The following is an 18,074-nucleotide window of genomic DNA, read 5'->3' as shown; positions in this document are numbered from 1 at the left end:
AAAGAGAGCTGGGGGAGCAGGGGGAGATGAGGGAGATGAGGGAGATGAGGGAGATGGGGGAGATGGGGGAGATGAGGGAGATGAGGGAACTTCCGACCTCCGACTTGCGACTTCTGCCTTCTGCCTTCTGCCTTCTGCCTCCTGCCTTCTGACAACTGACTCCCAGTAAGTTACTTTTTCATTCAGTCAGGGAACTCTATCAATAAGGTTCAGCATGTCCGGGCGTTGGTTCCTGTGGATGTAGCTGAACTTTGTTGTAAACGCGATGTTGGCTTTTGAAACCAGCTTATGGATAAATCAATAATTCAGTTAGTTGACGAGTTACCCGCTGACAATATTACCGTCAAAGTATTGAAGGCTCTTGATTATGTTGCACCAGGGCAGTGGAACAATTTGGTAGGATTTGACAATACTATCCGCGCTATCACCGCAGAAAGCGATCCGAATGTAATTCAGAAAATCCGCGATCGCGCTGTCACTCTATATCAAGATCCTCAACAAGGCTACCAGTCTGCCATCAAACTTTATCAAATACTCGATAAAGCAGATACAGCCATGGCAACGGCAGCTTTAGCCAACAAAGTTGGTGAAAAAATCGGCTTTCTCTCTTTTTTAAGCAATATTACTCCTAAAGCCGACGTAACTCAATCAATTGACTTAGTACTGAAAATCGCTGTCGAAATCATCGCCTTCTGCAAATTGAATGGCATTCCCCAACCTAATCCTCAAGAGTTTGCCAGTTCTCTTGCTAACAACTATCAAGATGCATCCTTAATGCGGATGGCAGCTTTAGTTTGCATAGACGGAATTCTGCCGTTAGGCCCCGACTTCCTCAGCAAGATTCAGGGAATTATTAGTGGCGCTGATGTTGGCGCGATCGCTCAAAATCCTGTGTTTTCAGCCGTTAACAACTTTATTCCCGGCAATAGCCCCTCTGATAAACTTGGTTTTATCGGCCAGGGTTTTAACTCCGTGCAAGGCTGGATGAATAACTTAGTATCCAAGACAGGCATAACCCCGCAATCGATTTCTCAAAGTTTGGGTAGTTTTATTCAGATTGCGGATGATAATTTGGACTTTGTAGCAGCATTCCTCGATCAAACTACCAATTACTACGAGCATACAGGAATTCAAACTGTAGCTCGCAGCTTGATTTTGCGATCGCACGCTTTAGTAAAAGAAGAAATTCAACAGCAGCCGCAAAAATCCGTCCGAGATGTCTCATCTTCAGATAGCAATCAGTATGCAGTGAGCAACACAGTAGAAGCTTGGGACAATGATGATGAAGATTGGTATCAAGGAACGATTGAAAAAATCCAAAACGACCAATTCTTTATTCATTACGTCGGTTATGGTTCGTCCTATGACGAGTGGGTAGGTGAAGATGACATTCGGATTCACGCTCTTAGTTCATCTGATGACAATGGATTTACAGTTGGTCAAAAAGTAAAATGCTGGGATGGAGACCAAGAAGCTTGGTATTCCGCAACGATTGAAAACGTCCAGGGTCAGCAATACTTTGTTCATTACGTCGGTTATGACTCATCCTATGATGAGTGGGTCGATCTCGAAGAGATTCGCTAACTACTAATGAAGGATGAAGTTACTTGACCTATAAAGGGATCGAGCTTGAATATGAGAAAAAATCACAAAGTCCCTACTTCATCCTTTATTCTTTACCCTTCGTACTTTTATGGTTTATCAAGAACAAATTACGATTTCTACCAAAAATGGCGAAATGCACGACTTGACTGACAAGGTAAATCAAATCGTGAAAAAATCGGGAATTCGGGCGGGGATCGTAAATGTGTTTAACATCGGTAGTACAGCGGCAATTGGGGCAATTGAATTTGAACCTGGATTAAAACAGGATCTACCGCAAATCTTGAATAAACTGATTCCCCCTAGCCGCGACTACGGACACGAGCAAACTTGGCATGATGGTAACGGACATTCTCATTTACAAGCTACTTGGTTAGGCCCTTCGCTGACGATTCCCCTGCAAAATGGGAAGTTGATTTTGGGTACGTGGCAGCAAATCTTTCATCTAGAGTGTGACATTAAGCCGCGCCAGCGCCAAGTTATGGTGACGGTATATGGTGAGTAACAGAATCAAAAAGAATTTTGGTCGTTTACCGCTTTTGGGCTTTTTGCTGCAAGTATATAACTAGCTGTTCTCCTGCGGTATCAATGTGTCGCTTTAATAAGCGGATAGCAGCTTTTACATCTTGCTGGCGACAAGCATCCAAGAGTTGATAGTGTTCTTTTTGCGATCGCTCCTGATAATCCATTTGTACCATTTGCACGCGGACATAGCGATCGCAATTAACGTGTAAGTTTTTAATCATTGTTAGCAGTCGCGGACGTTCTGCACTGGCGTAGAGTGTGGCGTGGAATTCCCAATTGAGTTTTGCTAACGTCCCTGCATCGGTTGTTTGGTCGCTTGCTTCTAGAACTACAGCCGCTTTTTCTATATCTGGCGTACTTAACTTGGGTATTGCCAGCTGCATCGCTTTTAGCTCCAAAGCGCTACGTATTTCACAAATTTCCTGCGCTTCGGCGGCTGTTAACACCGATACCATTGCACCGCGATTGAGATGCAGCGTTACCAATCCTTCAGCCTCTAACTGCTTGAGTGCTTCCCGCACGGGAATGCGGCTGACTCCAAATTGAGTAGCAATTTCATCTTGTCTGAGGGATTGTCCTTCCTGAAAAATGCCCTGTAAAATCGCTTCTCGCAAAGCATCAGCAATTAAATCGGGGGTGCTGCGTTGTTGATGCAGCATATTAGCAGCCAAGTCACTTAAATTCATAATTTATATTGTATACAATATTCAAAAAATTGTATACAATATCCCAAGAAAGTAAACTGGGGATTAGGGATCGGGGATAGGGTTAGGGTATCGTGAAAACTCTTTCCCAGTCCCCAGTCCCAAGTCCCTAATCCCCAGTCCCTAAATACTACGGGAGACAGTTATGAGCATTGGATCTCAAGCAGATAGAGTTATCATCTTCGACACAACGCTACGGGATGGCGAACAGTCACCGGGCGCAACTTTGAATGTAGAAGAGAAGCTAGCGATCGCTCATCAACTGGCTCTATTAGGTGTCGATGTTATTGAAGCGGGATTTGCCGTTGCCAGTCCGGGAGATTTTCAAGCTGTTAAAACCATTGCCGAACAAGTGGGGGTATCTGGCGGGCCAATTATTTGTAGTTTGGCAAGAGCTATTCGTCAAGATATTCAAGCAGCTGCTGAAGCTTTGAAACCCGCAGCCCGTCCTCGAATCCATACAATGATTTCCACCTCGGATATTCACCTCAAATATCAGTTGAAAAAATCTCGTAGCGAAGTATTGGCGATCGCTGAAGAAATGATTGCCTATGCCAAGTCGTTTGTGGATGATGTCGAATTCTCACCGATGGATGCCAGCCGCACCGATCCAGAGTTTCTTTATCAAGTTTTGGAGCGAGCGATCGCAGCTGGTGCAACCACAATCAATATTCCCGATACCGTTGGCTATTGCACGCCCAAGGAAATAGGAACTTTAATTGAGGGGATTCGAGAACATGTCCCCAATATCGAGGGCGTGATTCTTTCCATCCACACTCAAAACGATTTAGGTTTGGCCACAGCTAACGCCCTCGCCGCGATCGAACATGGCGTGCGTCAGGTGGAGTGTACGATTAATGGCATCGGCGAACGTGCGGGGAATGCAGCATTAGAAGAAATTGTGATGGCTTTGCAGGTTCGCAAACCCTTCTTTAATCCTTACTTTAATCGTCCAGTTGATGCCGATGCACCCTTGACTAATATCAAAACTCAGGAGATTTACAAAACCTCATCCTTGGTTTCTCAATTAACAGGAATGCTGATTCAGCCGAATAAGGCAATTGTAGGAGCAAATGCTTTTGCCCATGAGTCTGGCATACATCAAGATGGTATTATTAAGCACCGCCAAACCTATGAAATTATGGAAGCTGCGGCGATCGGGTTGCCCGAAAATCGCATTGTCTTAGGCAAGCATTCTGGGCGCAACGCTTTCCGCACCAGACTCAAAGAATTAGGGTTTGAACTAAACGAGGCAGATTTAAACAAAGCCTTCAATCGTTTCAAGGAAGTCGCTGACAAGAAAAAAGAAATGTCAGATTGGGATTTAGAAGCAATTGTCCGAGATGAAACACAGATTCAACTAGAAAGTGGTTTTCAACTCGAACACATCCAGGTGATTTGCGGTGACTGCACTTGTCCCACAGCAACAATAACAGTTGTCACTCCCGATGGCAAAATTCTTACAGATGCAGCTGTGGGTACTGGGCCAGTAGATGCAGTGTATCAGGCAATCAATCGACTCGTGCAGATTCCTAATCAACTAATCGAGTTTTCCGTTCAATCTGTCACCGCAGGAATTGATGCACTGGGAACTGTCACAGTTCGTATAGGACATCAAGAGCGAATATTTTCTGGACAAGCATCTGATACTGATATTGTGGTAGCAGCAGCTTATGCCTATATAAACGCCTTAAATCGTCTTTATCGTTACTGGCAAACCCAGAGTCAAACAGCAGTTGCAATAGCTAGTAGGTAAGAATTTAAAAGTCAGAATTCAGGAGTCACAAGAGTGGAAAAACTCCTGAATTCTTACAACTTTTATTCCCAAAAAATGCACTCTTTTTGTTTTTCTGTAAGATTGTTTGCCAGTAATAGTAAATCGCTGTGTGGTAGGGAAGAGTTGCAATATAATAACTGTTTTTGTCTTCTAGAAGTGTAATCAAAAAAGATAGCAAATCTCTCTGAAACTACAGGTGGCTTACCCCGATGCAAGATGCTACTAGTAGCAGCAAAAATTACTGTTCCAGCATCACCAGTACATGATTTATAGTTGGCTGGAGATATAACTTCTTGTAAAGTTTGGTTGCGGATGTAGCCAGATGTATATTTCAAAGATTGAACTACTTTGGCAGTTAAAGACTGGGGAATATATTGAAATGGACCTTTATCTTCACTAATATCATTTAAATAAACTATAATTTTTAGTACTTTTCTGTCTTCTTTGTCTATATGCCACAGTCTTGAACCTTGTTCTACTTGATTGGCAATATCTCTACGAAAATATGCACCATGATAAGCGACTGGTAGACCGAGATAATTTTCTACAATATTGAGTAAACGTTGTTCGAGTCCCCACAAGAAAATTTCAGGATACTCCATGATTTGCTGGGCACTAGCATGAATAGTAAAATCATTTTTTTGAGCAGCAATACTTGATAAGATTTTCGGTATGAGATTTTCTGCTGCCTGAAGTAATTTAGGAGTAGAGGGAATTTTTAAGTCTTCTAGTGAAGTAATTACGACCCCTTCGTGTTTGATTTTCTCAATTAAATCAAAATCACTTGTTGAAATAGCTGGCAGTTGGGAAATATGTTTTTCTAATGCTGTTTGATAGGCAAGGTCAGCTTGATATCGGATAAATGGGATTGCATCTATCTTTTTGATGAATTTGTTACGAGCTTTTTGAATAAATTTATACATAATATTTTGTCCTTGCACTTATTTTATCAAAGTACAGTTACATAAAGGAAAAATATAAGGATATAAAATGCTCGGCTTGGGTCAATTTAGTTCGAGAGGCTATAAATTAGCTCTACTCAAAATAACTGTCTAGGGTAAGTTTAAATATCCTACTTAAGTTATAAATTTATAAAAATACTTGCAAGTTTTAGTCTTTGATCTAATACGATACGATTCGTTAAGAAGAATAGTAGGTTGAATTAAGCGACAGCGAAAACTCACAAAGCTGTGATAATGTGGGATTTCGTTCGTAAACTAACATTGAAGTTATTGCGCTTTCAAGGGGAATACTAGAATTAGTATGCCTTGGAAGCATTTGTCATGTTCGATGAGCTACTCAACAATTTAAAAGAATTTATCAGTTCCAAAGTTCAGGAAGTTGGTCATGAGCTAGAAAAACGCTTTGGTGTTCCCGAACCCGCAGAACCATTTGTGCTGATTCGTCAATTTACCCCTGCGGATTCAACAATTACAAAAGGAGGTATTGCTATTGTAGGAGAAAGCTGGCAAATAGAAGCCTACGATGATAATGCTCAACGCCTGATTACTAGTACAGAGCCTCTACGAAATGTTATTTTGTTTGAAGTCGCCGAGCCGAACGTTATTGAATGCGTTCTAGCCTGCCGATTTAAAGCCAAAGCAATAAATACAGAAAAACCAATCAATGTAAGTTTTGGTACGCGTAGGCAAGGACAGTGGGGAACCATAACCACATTCCGGCAAACAGGGGTTTCACCAACTGAAGAATTTAAATCTTATGAAGTACGCGCCCATTTTAGGAAAGAAACGGATTCTGCCAAGATTCAAATCAGCGTGCAATTTGAAAGTAGTGGCATTCTTTTCATTAGAGGCATTGAACTGCTGCAAGCCTCTGCTAAACCACGATCTCAATCGTGAGCTATTAATCAGTTAAGATTTACTTTTCTGAGGCAAAAAAAGCAGGTAGCGAAAAACAAGTACAACACCTGAATCTTAAAGCGTTTTGTTATCTCTGTGTAAACTTTAGTTTGCCCCTAGTGTCACCGACGTTATATCTATCTCAATTTGCGAATATATTGGCACTTTCCCAAAATCAATGATTGGTTTGATTGATATATTTACCACACCCTAACTACAGCAAGTCAGTGAGTGTAAATCGCCGCTGGCGGTCTAGTTCTTGAAGCCGCAGCTTTTCGGTGTAGAATGCTTGATAGTACGATTGCCATCGTTCCGGTTCTACATTTGGATCGGTTTCTTGCCACAATTCTAAAAAGTAACGATAGCGCTTTTCACGGAACACTCGTTCCATACAAGCGATCGCAGCTTGAATCCCTTGGGATGTCCGAAGCATGTCGTCAAACTGACTTTTTTCATTCAGATGAAACACATGAGAAACGAATTCTATTTCCTCGGACAATTCTAAGTATATGTCTTGCAGATTTGAGATTAAATCAACTTGCTCCCTTGTGGACTCTAAAATCTGTCGCCACAAAAATCGGTGGTGGGAAAGGCTAAATTCCAAATTTCGTGTCTCTAGTTCTTCAATAATCGGTTGACGCTGTTCGGGACAATGCAGGTAAATCCGCAGTAATAATGCCTCTGCTTGTTCTAAAAGACTGCGATCGGGAGGAAGTGCGGGAGATTGACGAGAAAGATAGTTCTTGACATTCGCTGTGAGCGGTTTTTGTTGTCTTTTAACCGATGCAGTACCCCCCACTAATTGAGTTTCTAGGTTTTCTTCTCGCAAACGTACAAGTCCAGCATCACCTAAGCTAAGTATTTGGGCACAGTAAGCGACATAAGATTTACGTATTTCGCTGCTTTCAATTCGCTTGAGCAACTTTACCATCTGCTGCATAATTTGCTGAAAATCGCTAGCTTGTCTTAAGTCGCGGTCTTTAATAATTTGCTGAATCTGCCAATCAAGCCAAAGTGGAGCATTTGCCAATAATTCCCCATACTCTTCTGGTGTATGAGTATGCAAGTATTCATCGGCATCTTTGCCATTGGGCAAGTTGAGAATTTTGAGTTGAACTTCGCCTTTGTATGCTAAATCGGCAATTTCGCCGATCGCCCGTTCGGCGGCATTTGTCCCCGCTTTATCAGCATCAAAGTTGAGTATCAACTGCTTCGATTCTGTATAGCGTAATATCAACCGGACTTGTTCTAAGCTGAGGGCAGTACCGAGGGAGGCGACAGCGTTAGTAATACCAGCAGCGTGGAGAGCGATCGCATCAAAATATCCCTCTACCACCACCGCCCGATCGAGTTGCGAAATCCCTGTTTTGGCTAAATCGAGAGCGAATAATGTTTTACCTTTACTAAAGAGTTCGGTTTCTGGCGAATTGAGATATTTCGGTTGTTCGTCGGTGAGAGTTCTACCCCCAAAAGCAATAACGCGCCCTTGCACGTCGCGGATGGGAATCATCAGGCGATCGCGGAATACATCATAATAACTGCCGCCTTCTTTGCGTGATTTAATCAATCCCGCTTTTTCCACTAGTTGCACTGGGTAGTGTCTATCTTCCACCAAATAGCGATAGAGAGTTTCCCAGCCTGCGGGGGCATAACCCAAGCCAAACTGCTGAATAGTTTCTTCTTTGAATTGGCGGTTGGATCGTAAATACTGACTTGCCTTTTGCCCTTGAGATTGTCTGAGGGCATGTTGATAAAACTGGGCTGTCGAAGCGAGAACTTCATATAACTGTTCGCGCAAAGACAACTGACGCTGTAATTCTTGGCGTTGTTCGGGTTCGAGAGTTTGCACGCTCACTTGGTAACGCCGCGCTAAATCCAGCACCACTTCTGCAAAAGAGCGTTTACCCAAGTCCATCAAAAACTTAATCGCATTTCCCCCGGCTTGACAGCCAAAGCAATAATACATTTGCTTGGTTTGGCTGACTGTAAAACTGGGGCTTTTTTCATCGTGAAAGGGGCACAACCCGACAAAATCTTTGCCCCGCTTGCGTAAAAGGACGTGTTCTGATACCACATCTACAATATCAGCACGCTGTTTAATTTCTTCAATTGTGTCTGGGTGCAAGCGGGGAATTTGCATAATTTGAGTGCTGAGTGCTGAGTGCTGAGTGCTGAGATAGGAGTTAGGAGTAGAGACGCGATTAATCGCGTCTGGACAGGAGTTAGAAGTAGGATGCGATTAATCGCGTCTGGACACAGTTATTATTTTTTCCTAGTCCCAGTCCCCAGTCCCCAGTCACCAACTTTAGAGAAATAACAAAGGACAAATGACAAAAGACTTACGATCGCTATTATATTGTTGTTGCTGTGCGACTAATTATGTATACAATTGCTTACCCTTAATTTTATCAGAGGAAATACTGTAGATGGGGCGTATTTTTATTTCAGCGGCTCACGGAGGTAAAGAAGCAGGAGGAATTGACCCAGGCGCGATCGCAGGCGGTACAACCGAAGCGAGGGAAATGATCCTGCTACGGGATTTAGTTGTAACGGAATTGAGGGCGCGGAGTTTTGAAATTTTAGCAGTTCCCGACGATCTCAGTGCCGCAGACACCATCGTTTGGATTAATTCTCGCGGTCGTCGGGGTGATGTCGCCCTAGAAATTCAAGCGGATGCAGCTAGCAGTCCTGCTGTGCGTGGGGCTAGTGTTTACTACATTGCTAATAATAGCGAACGCAAGAGTAATGGCGAACTGCTGCTAGTGGGGCTGTTGCGCCGCGTACCCCAATTGCCAAATCGCGGAGTTAAGCCAGATACAGATAGTGGATTAGGTCGTTTAGCATTCTGTCGCCAAACAACATTGGCTGCATTGGCGATGCAAGTCGGATTTCTCAGCAGTCCAGAGGATCGGTCTTTGCTGCAAACTCGTCGTCGGGATTTTGCTTTAGGTATTGCTGATGGCTTGGCTTCTTGGAGTCGTGTTATTGACCCCAATCCGGGAACGCCAACAGAACCGAATTATCCGCCAATCAATATTAATATTAATGGGCAAAACTATTCTGAGCAAGGAGTGCTAGTTAATGGGAATGCTTATATCCCCATTGATTTAGTAGATCGTTTGCGAATCGATTTGTCGAAAGCGCCTAATGTCAATCGGATTACCTATCGCAGAGTAGTATATGTCAAAGCTGTGGAACTGCGGGATTTTAATGTGGCGATCGCCTGGGATGCTGCAACTCGTACCGTTAGCTTGCGATCGAATTTAGTAGTTTGTTCTGGTCAATTTGACCGAGTAATGTCAAATGGTAATACCTCAGAAGTGCAGTTGCAACTATTCCTGAGAAACAACAATGAAAATGCTTTGGTAAAATTCCCTGACATCCCAAAACTTTATCGAGAAGAAGCAGCCACCGAAGGAGTGAACTATGACGTTGCTTTTTGCCAAATGTGTGTAGAAACTGGATTTTTACGCTTTGGCGGCGATATTAGACCCGAACAAAATAACTTTGCAGGCTTAGGTGCAATTGGTGGCGGTTCGGAAACTGCATCTTTTGAAAGTGCCAGAATTGGTGTGAGGGCGCACATCCAACATTTAAAGGCTTACGCCAGTCTAGAACCCTTGGTGAACGAGATAGTAGATCCGCGGTTTCGCTTCGTCACGCGTGGAATTGCTCCATTAATCGATCAGCTATCAGGGCGCTGGTCAGCCGATTTAGACTATGGTGCAAAGATTACAGCAATGCTTAAGCGATTATATGAGTCAGCAGGACTATTTTGACAGTTTCACTGCCAAGCTGAAGCTGTGGCGTGAGGCTGGGATATTCATACCTCACACAGCTAAAATCTGCTATAATTCATGACTCTTGAATTCTGTTTTGAGCGAGTCTGGCTATTAATCAAATAAAGTCATATCCTACTAAGCTGATGCGCTTTTAAATTGCATAATTCAACTCGCTAGAAAGACGCGGAGAGAAGTGCGGTCTTGGGCTTTGCCCAAGTGGAGCAACTTCGGGGGACGCGGGGACAGGGAGACAGGGAGAGAAGTTGCGTGTGGGGGTTCCCCCCGCCCTTGCAAACTTCGGGAGATGCAATTTGAATGATGATTAGCTTACTACCAATTCGTAATTCGTAATTAAGAAAATCCTATTAAGTCTAGGTTTATGGGTTTGGGTATGTATAATTATTTTTGACAAATGATAAAATTGCCCATTATTCTGTAAAAGTAATAAATGAACAAACAGCAATAATACCTGAGAATAAAGCTAATTATTAGGAGATTTTTGAGTTAAAAACAATGCTGAAAAACAGCAATATTTGATACAACTTAAATTTCGCAAAAAATAAACTTCATTACAACTTTAAAAAAAGTTTCCAGGCACAATGGGGGCAGAGAAACAATACTGTTAATTTGCGCTCGGAGACGAATAATGGTAGCGATCGCAGAGAACGTTCAGCATCGGCTAACTATACAAACTGTAGAAATTGCCCCTAACACAACGGCGATTCGCTCTCTTGATTGGGATCGCGATCGCTTCGATATCGAATTCGGACTGCAAAACGGTACGACTTACAATTCCTATCTAATTAGGGGCGAACAAACAGTTTTAATTGATACTTCACATCAGAAGTTTCGGCAGCTGTATTTAGATACACTCAAAAGTATCGTCAACCCCAAGACTATTGATTACGTTATTGTCAGCCACACAGAGCCAGACCACAGCGGCTTAGTAGAAGATGTGCTGCAATTAGCTCCGAGAGCTACTGTTTTAGCTTCAAAAATTGCCTTGCAGTTTTTAGAAGGTTTGGTACACGATCCCTTTTCTAAGCGGATTGTCAAAAGTGGCGATCGCATCGATATTGGCAAAGGCCACGAAATCGAATTTGTGAGTGCGCCTAACCTGCACTGGCCAGACACCATCTTTAGTTACGATCGCAAAACCCAAACTCTCTTCACCTGCGATGCCTTTGGGATGCACTTCTGTGACGATCGCACCTTTGATGAAGACTTAGAGGCGATCGAAGCTGACTTTAGATTTTACTATGACTGTCTGATGGGCCCTAACGCTCGTTCTCTGTTGAATGCCATGAAGAGAATGAACGAATTAGGGAAGATTAACATTATCGCTAACGGTCACGGGCCGCTGTTGCACCATCATTTAGATGTGTTGACTGGGTGTTACGAAAATTGGAGTCACAGACAAGCCAAAGCAGAAACCACCGTCGGCTTGTTTTACGTTTCCGAATACGGATATAGCGATCAACTCGGTATGGCGATCGCTGAGGGCATCCAAAAAACTGGATTGGCAACCGAAGTTATCGACCTCAGCACAGCTGGACTCCAAGAAATTCAAGAACTAGCAGGTAGAGCATCTGGTCTAATTATTGGTATGCCCCCAAGTACTGCTGTTGCTGCTCAAGCTGGTATCAGTTCGTTGCTATCTGTTGCCAAGGATAAACAAGTGGTTGGCTTGTTTGAATGTTACGGCGGTGATGACGAACCCGTTGATACACTGCGGAGAAAATTTATCGATTCGGGTGTCAAAGAAGCCTTCCCAGCAATTCGGATTAAACAAGCTCCCACCGCAGCTACATTCCAGTTGTGCCAAGAAGCAGGTACAGACTTGGGACAATTGCTAGTACGGGAACGCAACATCAAGCAGATCAAATCTCTTGATGTCAACATGGAAAAAGCCTTGGGACGGATTAGCAGCGGACTGTACATTGTCACCACCAAAAAAGGTGATGTGTCTAGTGCCATGCTAGCTTCTTGGGTATCGCAAGCGAGTTTGCAACCTTTAGGATTTACAATTGCCGTTGCCAAAGACCGCGCTATTGATTCGTTGATGCAAGTAGGCGATCGCTTTGTTCTCAACGTCCTCGAAGAAGGAAATTATCAAGAACTGAAAAAGCACTTCCTCAAACGCTTGCATCCCGGTGCTGACCGCTTTGCCGGAGTCAAAACTAGAACCGCAAAAAACGGTTCTCCAATTTTGACAGATGCTTTGGCATACATGGAATGTGAAATACAAAGCAGCATGGAGTGCAGCGACCACTGGATTGTCTACTGCACCGTCGAAGACGGTCGTGTTTCTAAACCCGACGCACTGACAGCCGTTCGTCATCGCAAAGTAGGTAATTACTACTAGAGGGACTGAGGATTGGCGATTGGGGACTGGCGACTGGGGATTGAGGTATTAATAATTTCTCCCCCTGCCCCTCTGCCCCCAATCTCCGGCCTTAGGAATTTACTTATGCTAGATTTGTCGCTGATCGCAATACTAGGATTCCTGGGCAGTTTTGGGCATTGCTTTGGGATGTGTGGCCCTTTGACAGTGGCGTTTTCTTTGTCTAAACAGCAAAAAACTCCGCAAAAAGTCTCCTCTGGAAGGACATCAACCTTAGAAGTATCTTCCACGTGGCAACAGCAATTAAAATTTCATATCCTGCTGAATCTTGGGCGGATGTTAAGCTACGCTCTGGTTGGTGCTGGTATAGGGGCACTGGGTTCAGTATTTTTGCAAGGCGGACAGTTAGCAGGTGTTGGCAGTGAATTCCGCCGAGTAATGGCAATTATTACCGGGGTGATGTTGATTTGGTTTGGGTTAGGACAAGTAACACCCAATTTTCTGCCTCGAATTCCCATATTACACCCGCTGCTGCAAGGCGGTTTACACGATCGCTTGAGTGCCGGAATGGTCAAGCTTTCCTTACAAACTAGATGGTGGACACCAACGCTTTTGGGCATGACTTGGGGTTTGATGCCCTGCGGTTTTTTATATGCTGCTCAAATTAAAGCAGCGCAAACGGGCAATTTATGGATGGGTGCAGCAATGATGCTGGCTTTTGGCTTGGGAACACTACCCACAATGTTGGGCGTAGGCATATCTACCTCTTTAGTGAGTAAAGACAGGCGCAGTCAGTTATTTCGTTTAGGCGGTTGGGTTACTCTCATCATTGGCGCTATTACGTTGCTGCGGACTGGTGACACAATGGTAGATTACACCGGACATGCAGCGTTAATTTGTTTGATATTGGCGCTCATTGCTCGCCCGATTAGCAACTTGTGGGCTTCACCCCTGCGTTATCGTCGTGCCTTGGGAGTAGGAGCCTTTGTGCTTTCTGTGGTTCATACTATCCACATGATAGAACACTCGCTGCAATGGAATTTTGCCGCCTTCTTTTTCTTGCCGTTAGACTTTCAGTGGGGCATGGCTGCGGGTGCTGTAGCATTAATATTAATGACCCCCGCTGCTTTCACAAGTTTGGAATCTTTGCAGAAATCGTTGGGCAAGCGTTGGCGACAGATTCATTTATTGAGTGTGCCGGCTTTGCTTTTGAGTGCCATTCATGCTGTGTTGATTGGTTCCCATTACCTGGGTTCTTTGCAATTAACTTGGGGGAATAAATTAGCAGCAGTACTGATGGGAATTGTCACCCTCGGTGTTTTGCTGGTGCGTTCGCGCTGGTTTTGGTCAAAGTTAACTCTAGAAAAGTTGTATGTCCCCCCAACTAAATCGCGGTAAACCATACTTGCTCCTTAGCTCAAATTGGGAGCATTTAACGAGTCAAAAAAAAATACCTTGGCATTTAGGAAGGATAAAGAATTTATTTTTTCTCAGTAGCTTAGTTATATTAATAACTAATACCTACCCTGCCTCTGCTCACGAGACAAAAATAGCAGCAGATGTTGGTGCTACTCTGCATGTTGAACCGAATGATAATCCTCGTGCGGGAGAACCTACGCAAGCCTGGTTCGCACTGACTCGCAAAGGTGGAAAAGCGATTCCTCTGACGCAGTGCAATTGCCGATTGGTTGTCTATGCCCAACCCCATACAGCAGGAGAGCCAGCCCTACTAGAACCATCCTTAAAATCTGTAGCAGCCGAGCGATATCAAGGGATTCCAGGCGCAGATATTGTTTTTCCCAAGCCAGGAATTTATCAGCTCGAACTAAGTGGTAAACCAGTAACTCAAGCAAGTTTTAAACCATTTAAATTTAAGTTTGAAGTTACCGTGGTAGCAGGATCGGCAAGAAATTCACAGAGTGTACAAGATGTCAATGATGCACCTCCACAAACTACAAATACAGGATTAGGGCTTCCCATTACGGTACTGGCAATTGTTCTCGGCGCAGGTATTTTATTTTTCTTGGTGCGAGTGGTGAGGAGGAGTTAATTTACAATACCCAGTGCTGAGTCACCGAAGTTTGCTCAACGGGGGGAACCCTCCGAAGTTGCTCCACTTGGGCAAAGCCCAAGACCGCACTTCTCTCCGCACGCAACTTCTCGCTGAGTGCTGAGTAAAAAAAGAGTACGAGCACACTTTCAACTCAGCACTCTTTATAACACTTACGCACAAAGTTTTTCTGTTACGACTAAGTATATGGGTGTAGGGGTTTTCAATTCCTACACCCATACATTGTTTTATGGGATAAAAGCAAGGTGTTGTATTCAATTATTTTAGATAGTTGTGTATTTGTATCCAGGATTACTTGATGTTTAGGCGATCGCTTTTGAATACTGAGTGCGTAACTAAATAACACGCTTGCTCTATGAAGAAATTTAAATTTTTCAACTTTCTTCTGCCTTTTATGGGTGTAATTTCGCTTACACTCTTGCTGCGATCGCCAAAAGCACCTGCACAATCCTCAAGCGTTCACTTAACAATGGGGAACCCTAGCGGCGCTGTCAACAGCACTTCCTACCCCAACAATTACCTAATGAGCAAATCTCAGTATGCGCTGTCGTACAACAACACTACTAGAATCCCCAATTGGGTAAGTTGGCAGTTGAACAATAGCTGGCTAGGTAGCGCTCCCCGTCAAGATGACTTTCGTGCTGATACATCCCTTCCGTCTGCTTGGTATCGGGTTCAAGGAACTGATTACCAAGGTAGCGGCTTCGACCGCGGCCACATGACTCCTTCTGGGGATCGAACAAGGACAGTTACAGATAACTCGGCAACTTTTCTAATGACAAATATGATTCCGCAAGCACCTGATAACAATCAAGGGCCGTGGGCAAATCTGGAAAACTATAGCCGAGACTTAGTTGTTAATCAGGGTAAAGAACTCTATATCATTTCTGGTGGATACGGTGTTGGTGGCACTGGCTCGAATGGCACACAATACACAATTGCTAGTGGCAAGATTCAAGTCCCGGCAAGAACTTGGAAAATTATTGTGGTTTTAAATACGCCTGGTTCTGGGGTGAGTGGGGTAACGACTAACACGCGAGTGATTGCTGTTGATATGCCTAACTCCCAAGGCATTAGAAATGCCAACTGGAAAACATATAGAGTGTCTGTTGATAGCATTGAATCCAAGACTGGTTACAACTTCCTTTCTAATGTTCCTGTGTCTACTCAAAATGTCATTGAGGCTAGAACTGATAATTTGTAATAAGTAGAAGGCAGAAGGCAGGAGGCAGATGGCAGAAGGGAAAATCCCAATTCTGAGCGTATTTCACAGGTTGGCATTTTACATTTAATTATGTCCACCTACTTACCATATTTTAGATTTTGGATTTGAGATTGAATAATCTCAAATCCAAAGTTGTTTGACGCTAGCTAAGTTTCAACAACTTTTGTTAACAGTCCTGCTAAGTCACCGGATAAAGTCTTGCCAACAATATAGACATCAATGTTAATAGTGCCTACACGATAAACTTGAATATCGCTAAGGTTAGCTTTGAGCGTTTCCACAAGTGACTGAAATTTTTTAACTGTTTCTTTCTGCTCGTTATCGTGCCAATCTTTTTCTTGGGCACTATTACGAAAGAAGTAATCTATGTCAACTGTTTCAACTAGTACATCTGGGGAATGACCTGTTAGCTGAAGGAGTTTTTGGTCTGTTAAAGTTTTTTTAGCTTCAGCAGACCAGAAAAAAACCTCAAAAGGAAAATCGGACTCACTCATAAACAGCAAGCCATCGGATGCTTGCTTTAATTTTGTCGTAATCTCGTTAGTCATAGCTCTGTAATTTTTAGCACTTGCGAGTTTTACCTCCTTCGGGGCGGGTGTTGGGTGTGGGGTGTGGGGTGTAGTGAAAAATTAGCCCGCCCAGCTAGGTTTAAAGCCTCGATGCCACTTGCTATATGCCGGGAAACCCTTCCACCGCAGTGGCTCCCCCTCGTGGCGCGAAAAAATCCTTGTATTCCACTAGGTAGGTTGAAACCCCAACGCCAGTCCGTTCAAATCGAGCCACTGCCCTCTTGGTGGTTCCCCCTTGTGGGTGGCTTGTTTCCCCTACACCCTACTCCCTACCCCCCACACCCTGTCATTTATGTCGCTTTTGATGCCACTGCCATGCATGAGTCACAATATCTTTGATTTCTGGGTACTGAGGTTGCCAGCCGAGGATTTTTCTGGCCTTTTCTCCGCTACCGATGAGACTTGGTGGATCTCCAGGGCGGCGATCGCACTCTTGAATTGGTATATTCAGTCCAGTCACTTGTTCGGCAGCTGCAATTACTTCTCTGACTGAGAAACCACTGCCATTACCTAAATTAAATACTTCACTATCGCCGCCTTTTAAGAGATATTCCAATCCCAAAACATGGGCATCTGCTAGGTCGCTCACATGAATATAATCTCGAATACAAGTCCCATCAGGTGTCGGGTAATCAGTACCAAAAATAGAGATAGATTCTCGTTTGCCTAAAGCTGTTAGCAGCACCAAGGGAATTAAATGGGTTTCTGGGTTGTGATCTTCACCGAGTAAGCCATTGGGGTGAGCGCCAGCAGCATTAAAGTAGCGAAAACGCACCGACTTAAAATCGTAAGCCACGTCAAAATCCGAGAGAATCCGCTCTACCATCAGCTTAGTAGCACCATAGGGATTAATGGGATTTTGGGGATGATTTTCGGGAATGGGTACGACTTCTGGTACTCCGTAGGTGGCGCAGGTGGAAGAAAAGACAAATTTCTTAACAGATGCAGCGAGCATCGCCTCTAATAGCGTTAGAGTACCAAGAACATTATTCCGGTAATATTTAGCCGGGTCTGTTACTGATTCTCCTACGTAGGCATAAGCTGAAAAGTGCATCACAGCCGCAATGTTACGGGTTTTAAATAATTCATCCAGCAGAGGGCGATCGCTTGTATCACCAATTACAAGTTCTACTTCTAAAACTTTTTCTACCAAGTCCTGATGACCGTAGACCAGATTATCTAGTATTAATACCTCATAACCAGCTTGCTTGAGAGCGAGGACTGTGTGGGAACCAATATAGCCAGCTCCCCCCGTGACTAAGATACTGGGCTTTTCAGACGACATAATTTTCCTTAGCAGTTGACAACTACTCAATTAATTTAATTTACGTGTGCCACATTACTCAGCCAAAAAATTACAAATAATAGACGCATAGTGAAAAAATTGCACTAAAATCACTACGACGGTAGTCTTTTGGTGTGAGGATTGAGGTATTTTATGTCAGGTAACAGTGCGATTACAATTTGACGATAAAATAAACCGACTGCCCAAAACCTCTAGGCGGACTTTTACAGGTGACGCTTCTAGCGTCTTATCCTCAGAAGATCGCCAGTTGTTTTATGCTGCTAAACCCGTCACCACACTGGCTCACCGCACCGGAAAATTTGAGAGTTAA

The 18,074-nt window shown here is 43.7% G+C and carries 15 protein-coding genes; 10 read left to right on the top strand and 5 right to left on the bottom strand.

Annotation, left to right across the window (positions count from 1 at the left end):
- Positions 1-288: 288 nt before the first annotated feature.
- Entirely contained in the window at positions 289-1,584 is a 1,296-nt protein-coding gene (locus I8752_RS11010; protein ID WP_214432354.1) for a Tudor-knot domain-containing protein, read from the top strand.
- Between the two features lie 109 nt (positions 1,585-1,693).
- On the top strand, positions 1,694-2,107 hold the full coding sequence (locus I8752_RS11005) for a secondary thiamine-phosphate synthase enzyme YjbQ (protein WP_214432353.1): 414 nt from the start codon (positions 1,694-1,696) through the stop codon (positions 2,105-2,107).
- Between the two features lie 25 nt (positions 2,108-2,132).
- Here I8752_RS11005 and I8752_RS11000 read toward each other — a convergent pair whose 3' ends face one another.
- Positions 2,133-2,813: a GntR family transcriptional regulator gene (locus I8752_RS11000; RefSeq protein WP_214432352.1), complete on the bottom strand. Its 681-nt coding sequence runs from the start codon at positions 2,811-2,813 to the stop codon at positions 2,133-2,135.
- 163 nt (positions 2,814-2,976) lie between these two features.
- Here I8752_RS11000 and I8752_RS10995 point away from each other — a divergent pair, with 163 nt between their 5' ends.
- The gene (locus I8752_RS10995; protein ID WP_225895591.1) at positions 2,977-4,587 is read left to right on the top strand and encodes a 2-isopropylmalate synthase; all 1,611 of its coding nucleotides are present in this window, start codon (positions 2,977-2,979) and stop codon (positions 4,585-4,587) included.
- 62 nt (positions 4,588-4,649) lie between these two features.
- Here I8752_RS10995 and I8752_RS10990 read toward each other — a convergent pair whose 3' ends face one another.
- Positions 4,650-5,531, bottom strand: a complete 882-nt coding sequence (locus I8752_RS10990; protein ID WP_214432351.1) for a phytanoyl-CoA dioxygenase family protein — start codon at positions 5,529-5,531, stop codon at positions 4,650-4,652.
- Between the two features lie 360 nt (positions 5,532-5,891).
- On the opposite strand from I8752_RS10990, the gene I8752_RS10985 reads away from it, so the two are divergent.
- Positions 5,892-6,467, top strand: coding sequence for a hypothetical protein (locus tag I8752_RS10985; protein WP_214432350.1), 576 nt, complete (start codon positions 5,892-5,894; stop codon positions 6,465-6,467).
- A gap of 214 nt (positions 6,468-6,681) precedes the next feature.
- On the opposite strand, the gene dnaG is transcribed toward I8752_RS10985, so the two are convergent.
- Complete coding sequence (gene dnaG / locus I8752_RS10980; RefSeq protein ID WP_214432349.1) at positions 6,682-8,607, bottom strand: DNA primase; 1,926 nt, start codon at positions 8,605-8,607, stop codon at positions 6,682-6,684.
- 286 nt (positions 8,608-8,893) lie between these two features.
- Here dnaG and tftA point away from each other — a divergent pair, with 286 nt between their 5' ends.
- From tftA to I8752_RS10955, 5 genes are all read left to right on the top strand, one after another.
- Positions 8,894-10,246, top strand: a complete 1,353-nt coding sequence (gene tftA, locus I8752_RS10975; RefSeq protein WP_214432348.1) for a hormogonium tapered terminus morphoprotein TftA — start codon at positions 8,894-8,896, stop codon at positions 10,244-10,246.
- A gap of 649 nt (positions 10,247-10,895) precedes the next feature.
- On the top strand, positions 10,896-12,614 hold the full coding sequence (locus I8752_RS10970) for a diflavin flavoprotein (RefSeq protein WP_214432347.1): 1,719 nt from the start codon (positions 10,896-10,898) through the stop codon (positions 12,612-12,614).
- Between the two features lie 105 nt (positions 12,615-12,719).
- Positions 12,720-13,991 (top strand): urease accessory protein UreH domain-containing protein, encoded by a 1,272-nt coding sequence (locus I8752_RS10965; RefSeq protein ID WP_214432346.1) that lies wholly within the window; start codon positions 12,720-12,722, stop codon positions 13,989-13,991.
- The gene (locus I8752_RS10960; protein WP_214432345.1) at positions 13,966-14,643 is read left to right on the top strand and encodes a hypothetical protein; all 678 of its coding nucleotides are present in this window, start codon (positions 13,966-13,968) and stop codon (positions 14,641-14,643) included. Before I8752_RS10965 ends, I8752_RS10960 begins: the two co-directional genes overlap by 26 nt.
- 376 nt (positions 14,644-15,019) lie before the next feature.
- Positions 15,020-15,868: a DNA/RNA non-specific endonuclease gene (locus I8752_RS10955; RefSeq protein ID WP_214432344.1), complete on the top strand. Its 849-nt coding sequence runs from the start codon at positions 15,020-15,022 to the stop codon at positions 15,866-15,868.
- 167 nt (positions 15,869-16,035) lie between these two features.
- Here I8752_RS10955 and I8752_RS10950 read toward each other — a convergent pair whose 3' ends face one another.
- Positions 16,036-16,437 carry a nuclease A inhibitor family protein gene (locus I8752_RS10950; RefSeq protein ID WP_214432343.1) on the bottom strand — a complete coding sequence of 134 codons (402 nt, stop codon included), beginning with the start codon at positions 16,435-16,437 and terminating at the stop codon, positions 16,036-16,038.
- A gap of 307 nt (positions 16,438-16,744) precedes the next feature.
- Complete coding sequence (galE, locus tag I8752_RS10945; RefSeq protein ID WP_214432342.1) at positions 16,745-17,743, bottom strand: UDP-glucose 4-epimerase GalE; 999 nt, start codon at positions 17,741-17,743, stop codon at positions 16,745-16,747.
- Positions 17,744-17,909: 166 nt separating this feature from the next.
- Here galE and I8752_RS10940 point away from each other — a divergent pair, with 166 nt between their 5' ends.
- Positions 17,910-18,074 (top strand): hypothetical protein, encoded by a 165-nt coding sequence (locus tag I8752_RS10940; RefSeq protein WP_214432341.1) that lies wholly within the window; start codon positions 17,910-17,912, stop codon positions 18,072-18,074.

The organism is Dendronalium phyllosphericum CENA369 (genome assembly GCF_016056275.1).
Taxonomy (GTDB): domain Bacteria; phylum Cyanobacteriota; class Cyanobacteriia; order Cyanobacteriales; family Nostocaceae; genus Dendronalium; species Dendronalium phyllosphericum.
Note: the sequence above shows the minus strand (reverse complement) of the source record. Positions and strands in the feature narration are given on the sequence as shown.

Bases quoted from the DNA above. Each gene is read 5' to 3' on its own strand.
- tftA (WP_214432348.1), top strand. From the start codon at position 8,894: ATGGGGCGTATTTTTATTTCAGCGGCTCACGGAGGTAAAGAAGCAGGA.
- I8752_RS11010 (WP_214432354.1), top strand. From the start codon at position 289: ATGGATAAATCAATAATTCAGTTAGTTGACGAGTTACCCGCTGACAAT.
- I8752_RS11005 (WP_214432353.1), top strand. From the start codon at position 1,694: ATGGTTTATCAAGAACAAATTACGATTTCTACCAAAAATGGCGAAATG.
- I8752_RS10960 (WP_214432345.1), top strand. From the start codon at position 13,966: ATGTCCCCCCAACTAAATCGCGGTAAACCATACTTGCTCCTTAGCTCA.
- I8752_RS10995 (WP_225895591.1), top strand. From the start codon at position 2,977: ATGAGCATTGGATCTCAAGCAGATAGAGTTATCATCTTCGACACAACG.
- I8752_RS10950 (WP_214432343.1), bottom strand. From the start codon at position 16,437: ATGACTAACGAGATTACGACAAAATTAAAGCAAGCATCCGATGGCTTG.
- I8752_RS10965 (WP_214432346.1), top strand. From the start codon at position 12,720: ATGCTAGATTTGTCGCTGATCGCAATACTAGGATTCCTGGGCAGTTTT.
- I8752_RS10955 (WP_214432344.1), top strand. From the start codon at position 15,020: ATGAAGAAATTTAAATTTTTCAACTTTCTTCTGCCTTTTATGGGTGTA.
- I8752_RS10990 (WP_214432351.1), bottom strand. From the start codon at position 5,531: ATGTATAAATTTATTCAAAAAGCTCGTAACAAATTCATCAAAAAGATA.
- I8752_RS10970 (WP_214432347.1), top strand. From the start codon at position 10,896: ATGGTAGCGATCGCAGAGAACGTTCAGCATCGGCTAACTATACAAACT.
- dnaG (WP_214432349.1), bottom strand. From the start codon at position 8,607: ATGCAAATTCCCCGCTTGCACCCAGACACAATTGAAGAAATTAAACAG.
- galE (WP_214432342.1), bottom strand. From the start codon at position 17,743: ATGTCGTCTGAAAAGCCCAGTATCTTAGTCACGGGGGGAGCTGGCTAT.
- I8752_RS10985 (WP_214432350.1), top strand. From the start codon at position 5,892: ATGTTCGATGAGCTACTCAACAATTTAAAAGAATTTATCAGTTCCAAA.
- I8752_RS11000 (WP_214432352.1), bottom strand. From the start codon at position 2,813: ATGAATTTAAGTGACTTGGCTGCTAATATGCTGCATCAACAACGCAGC.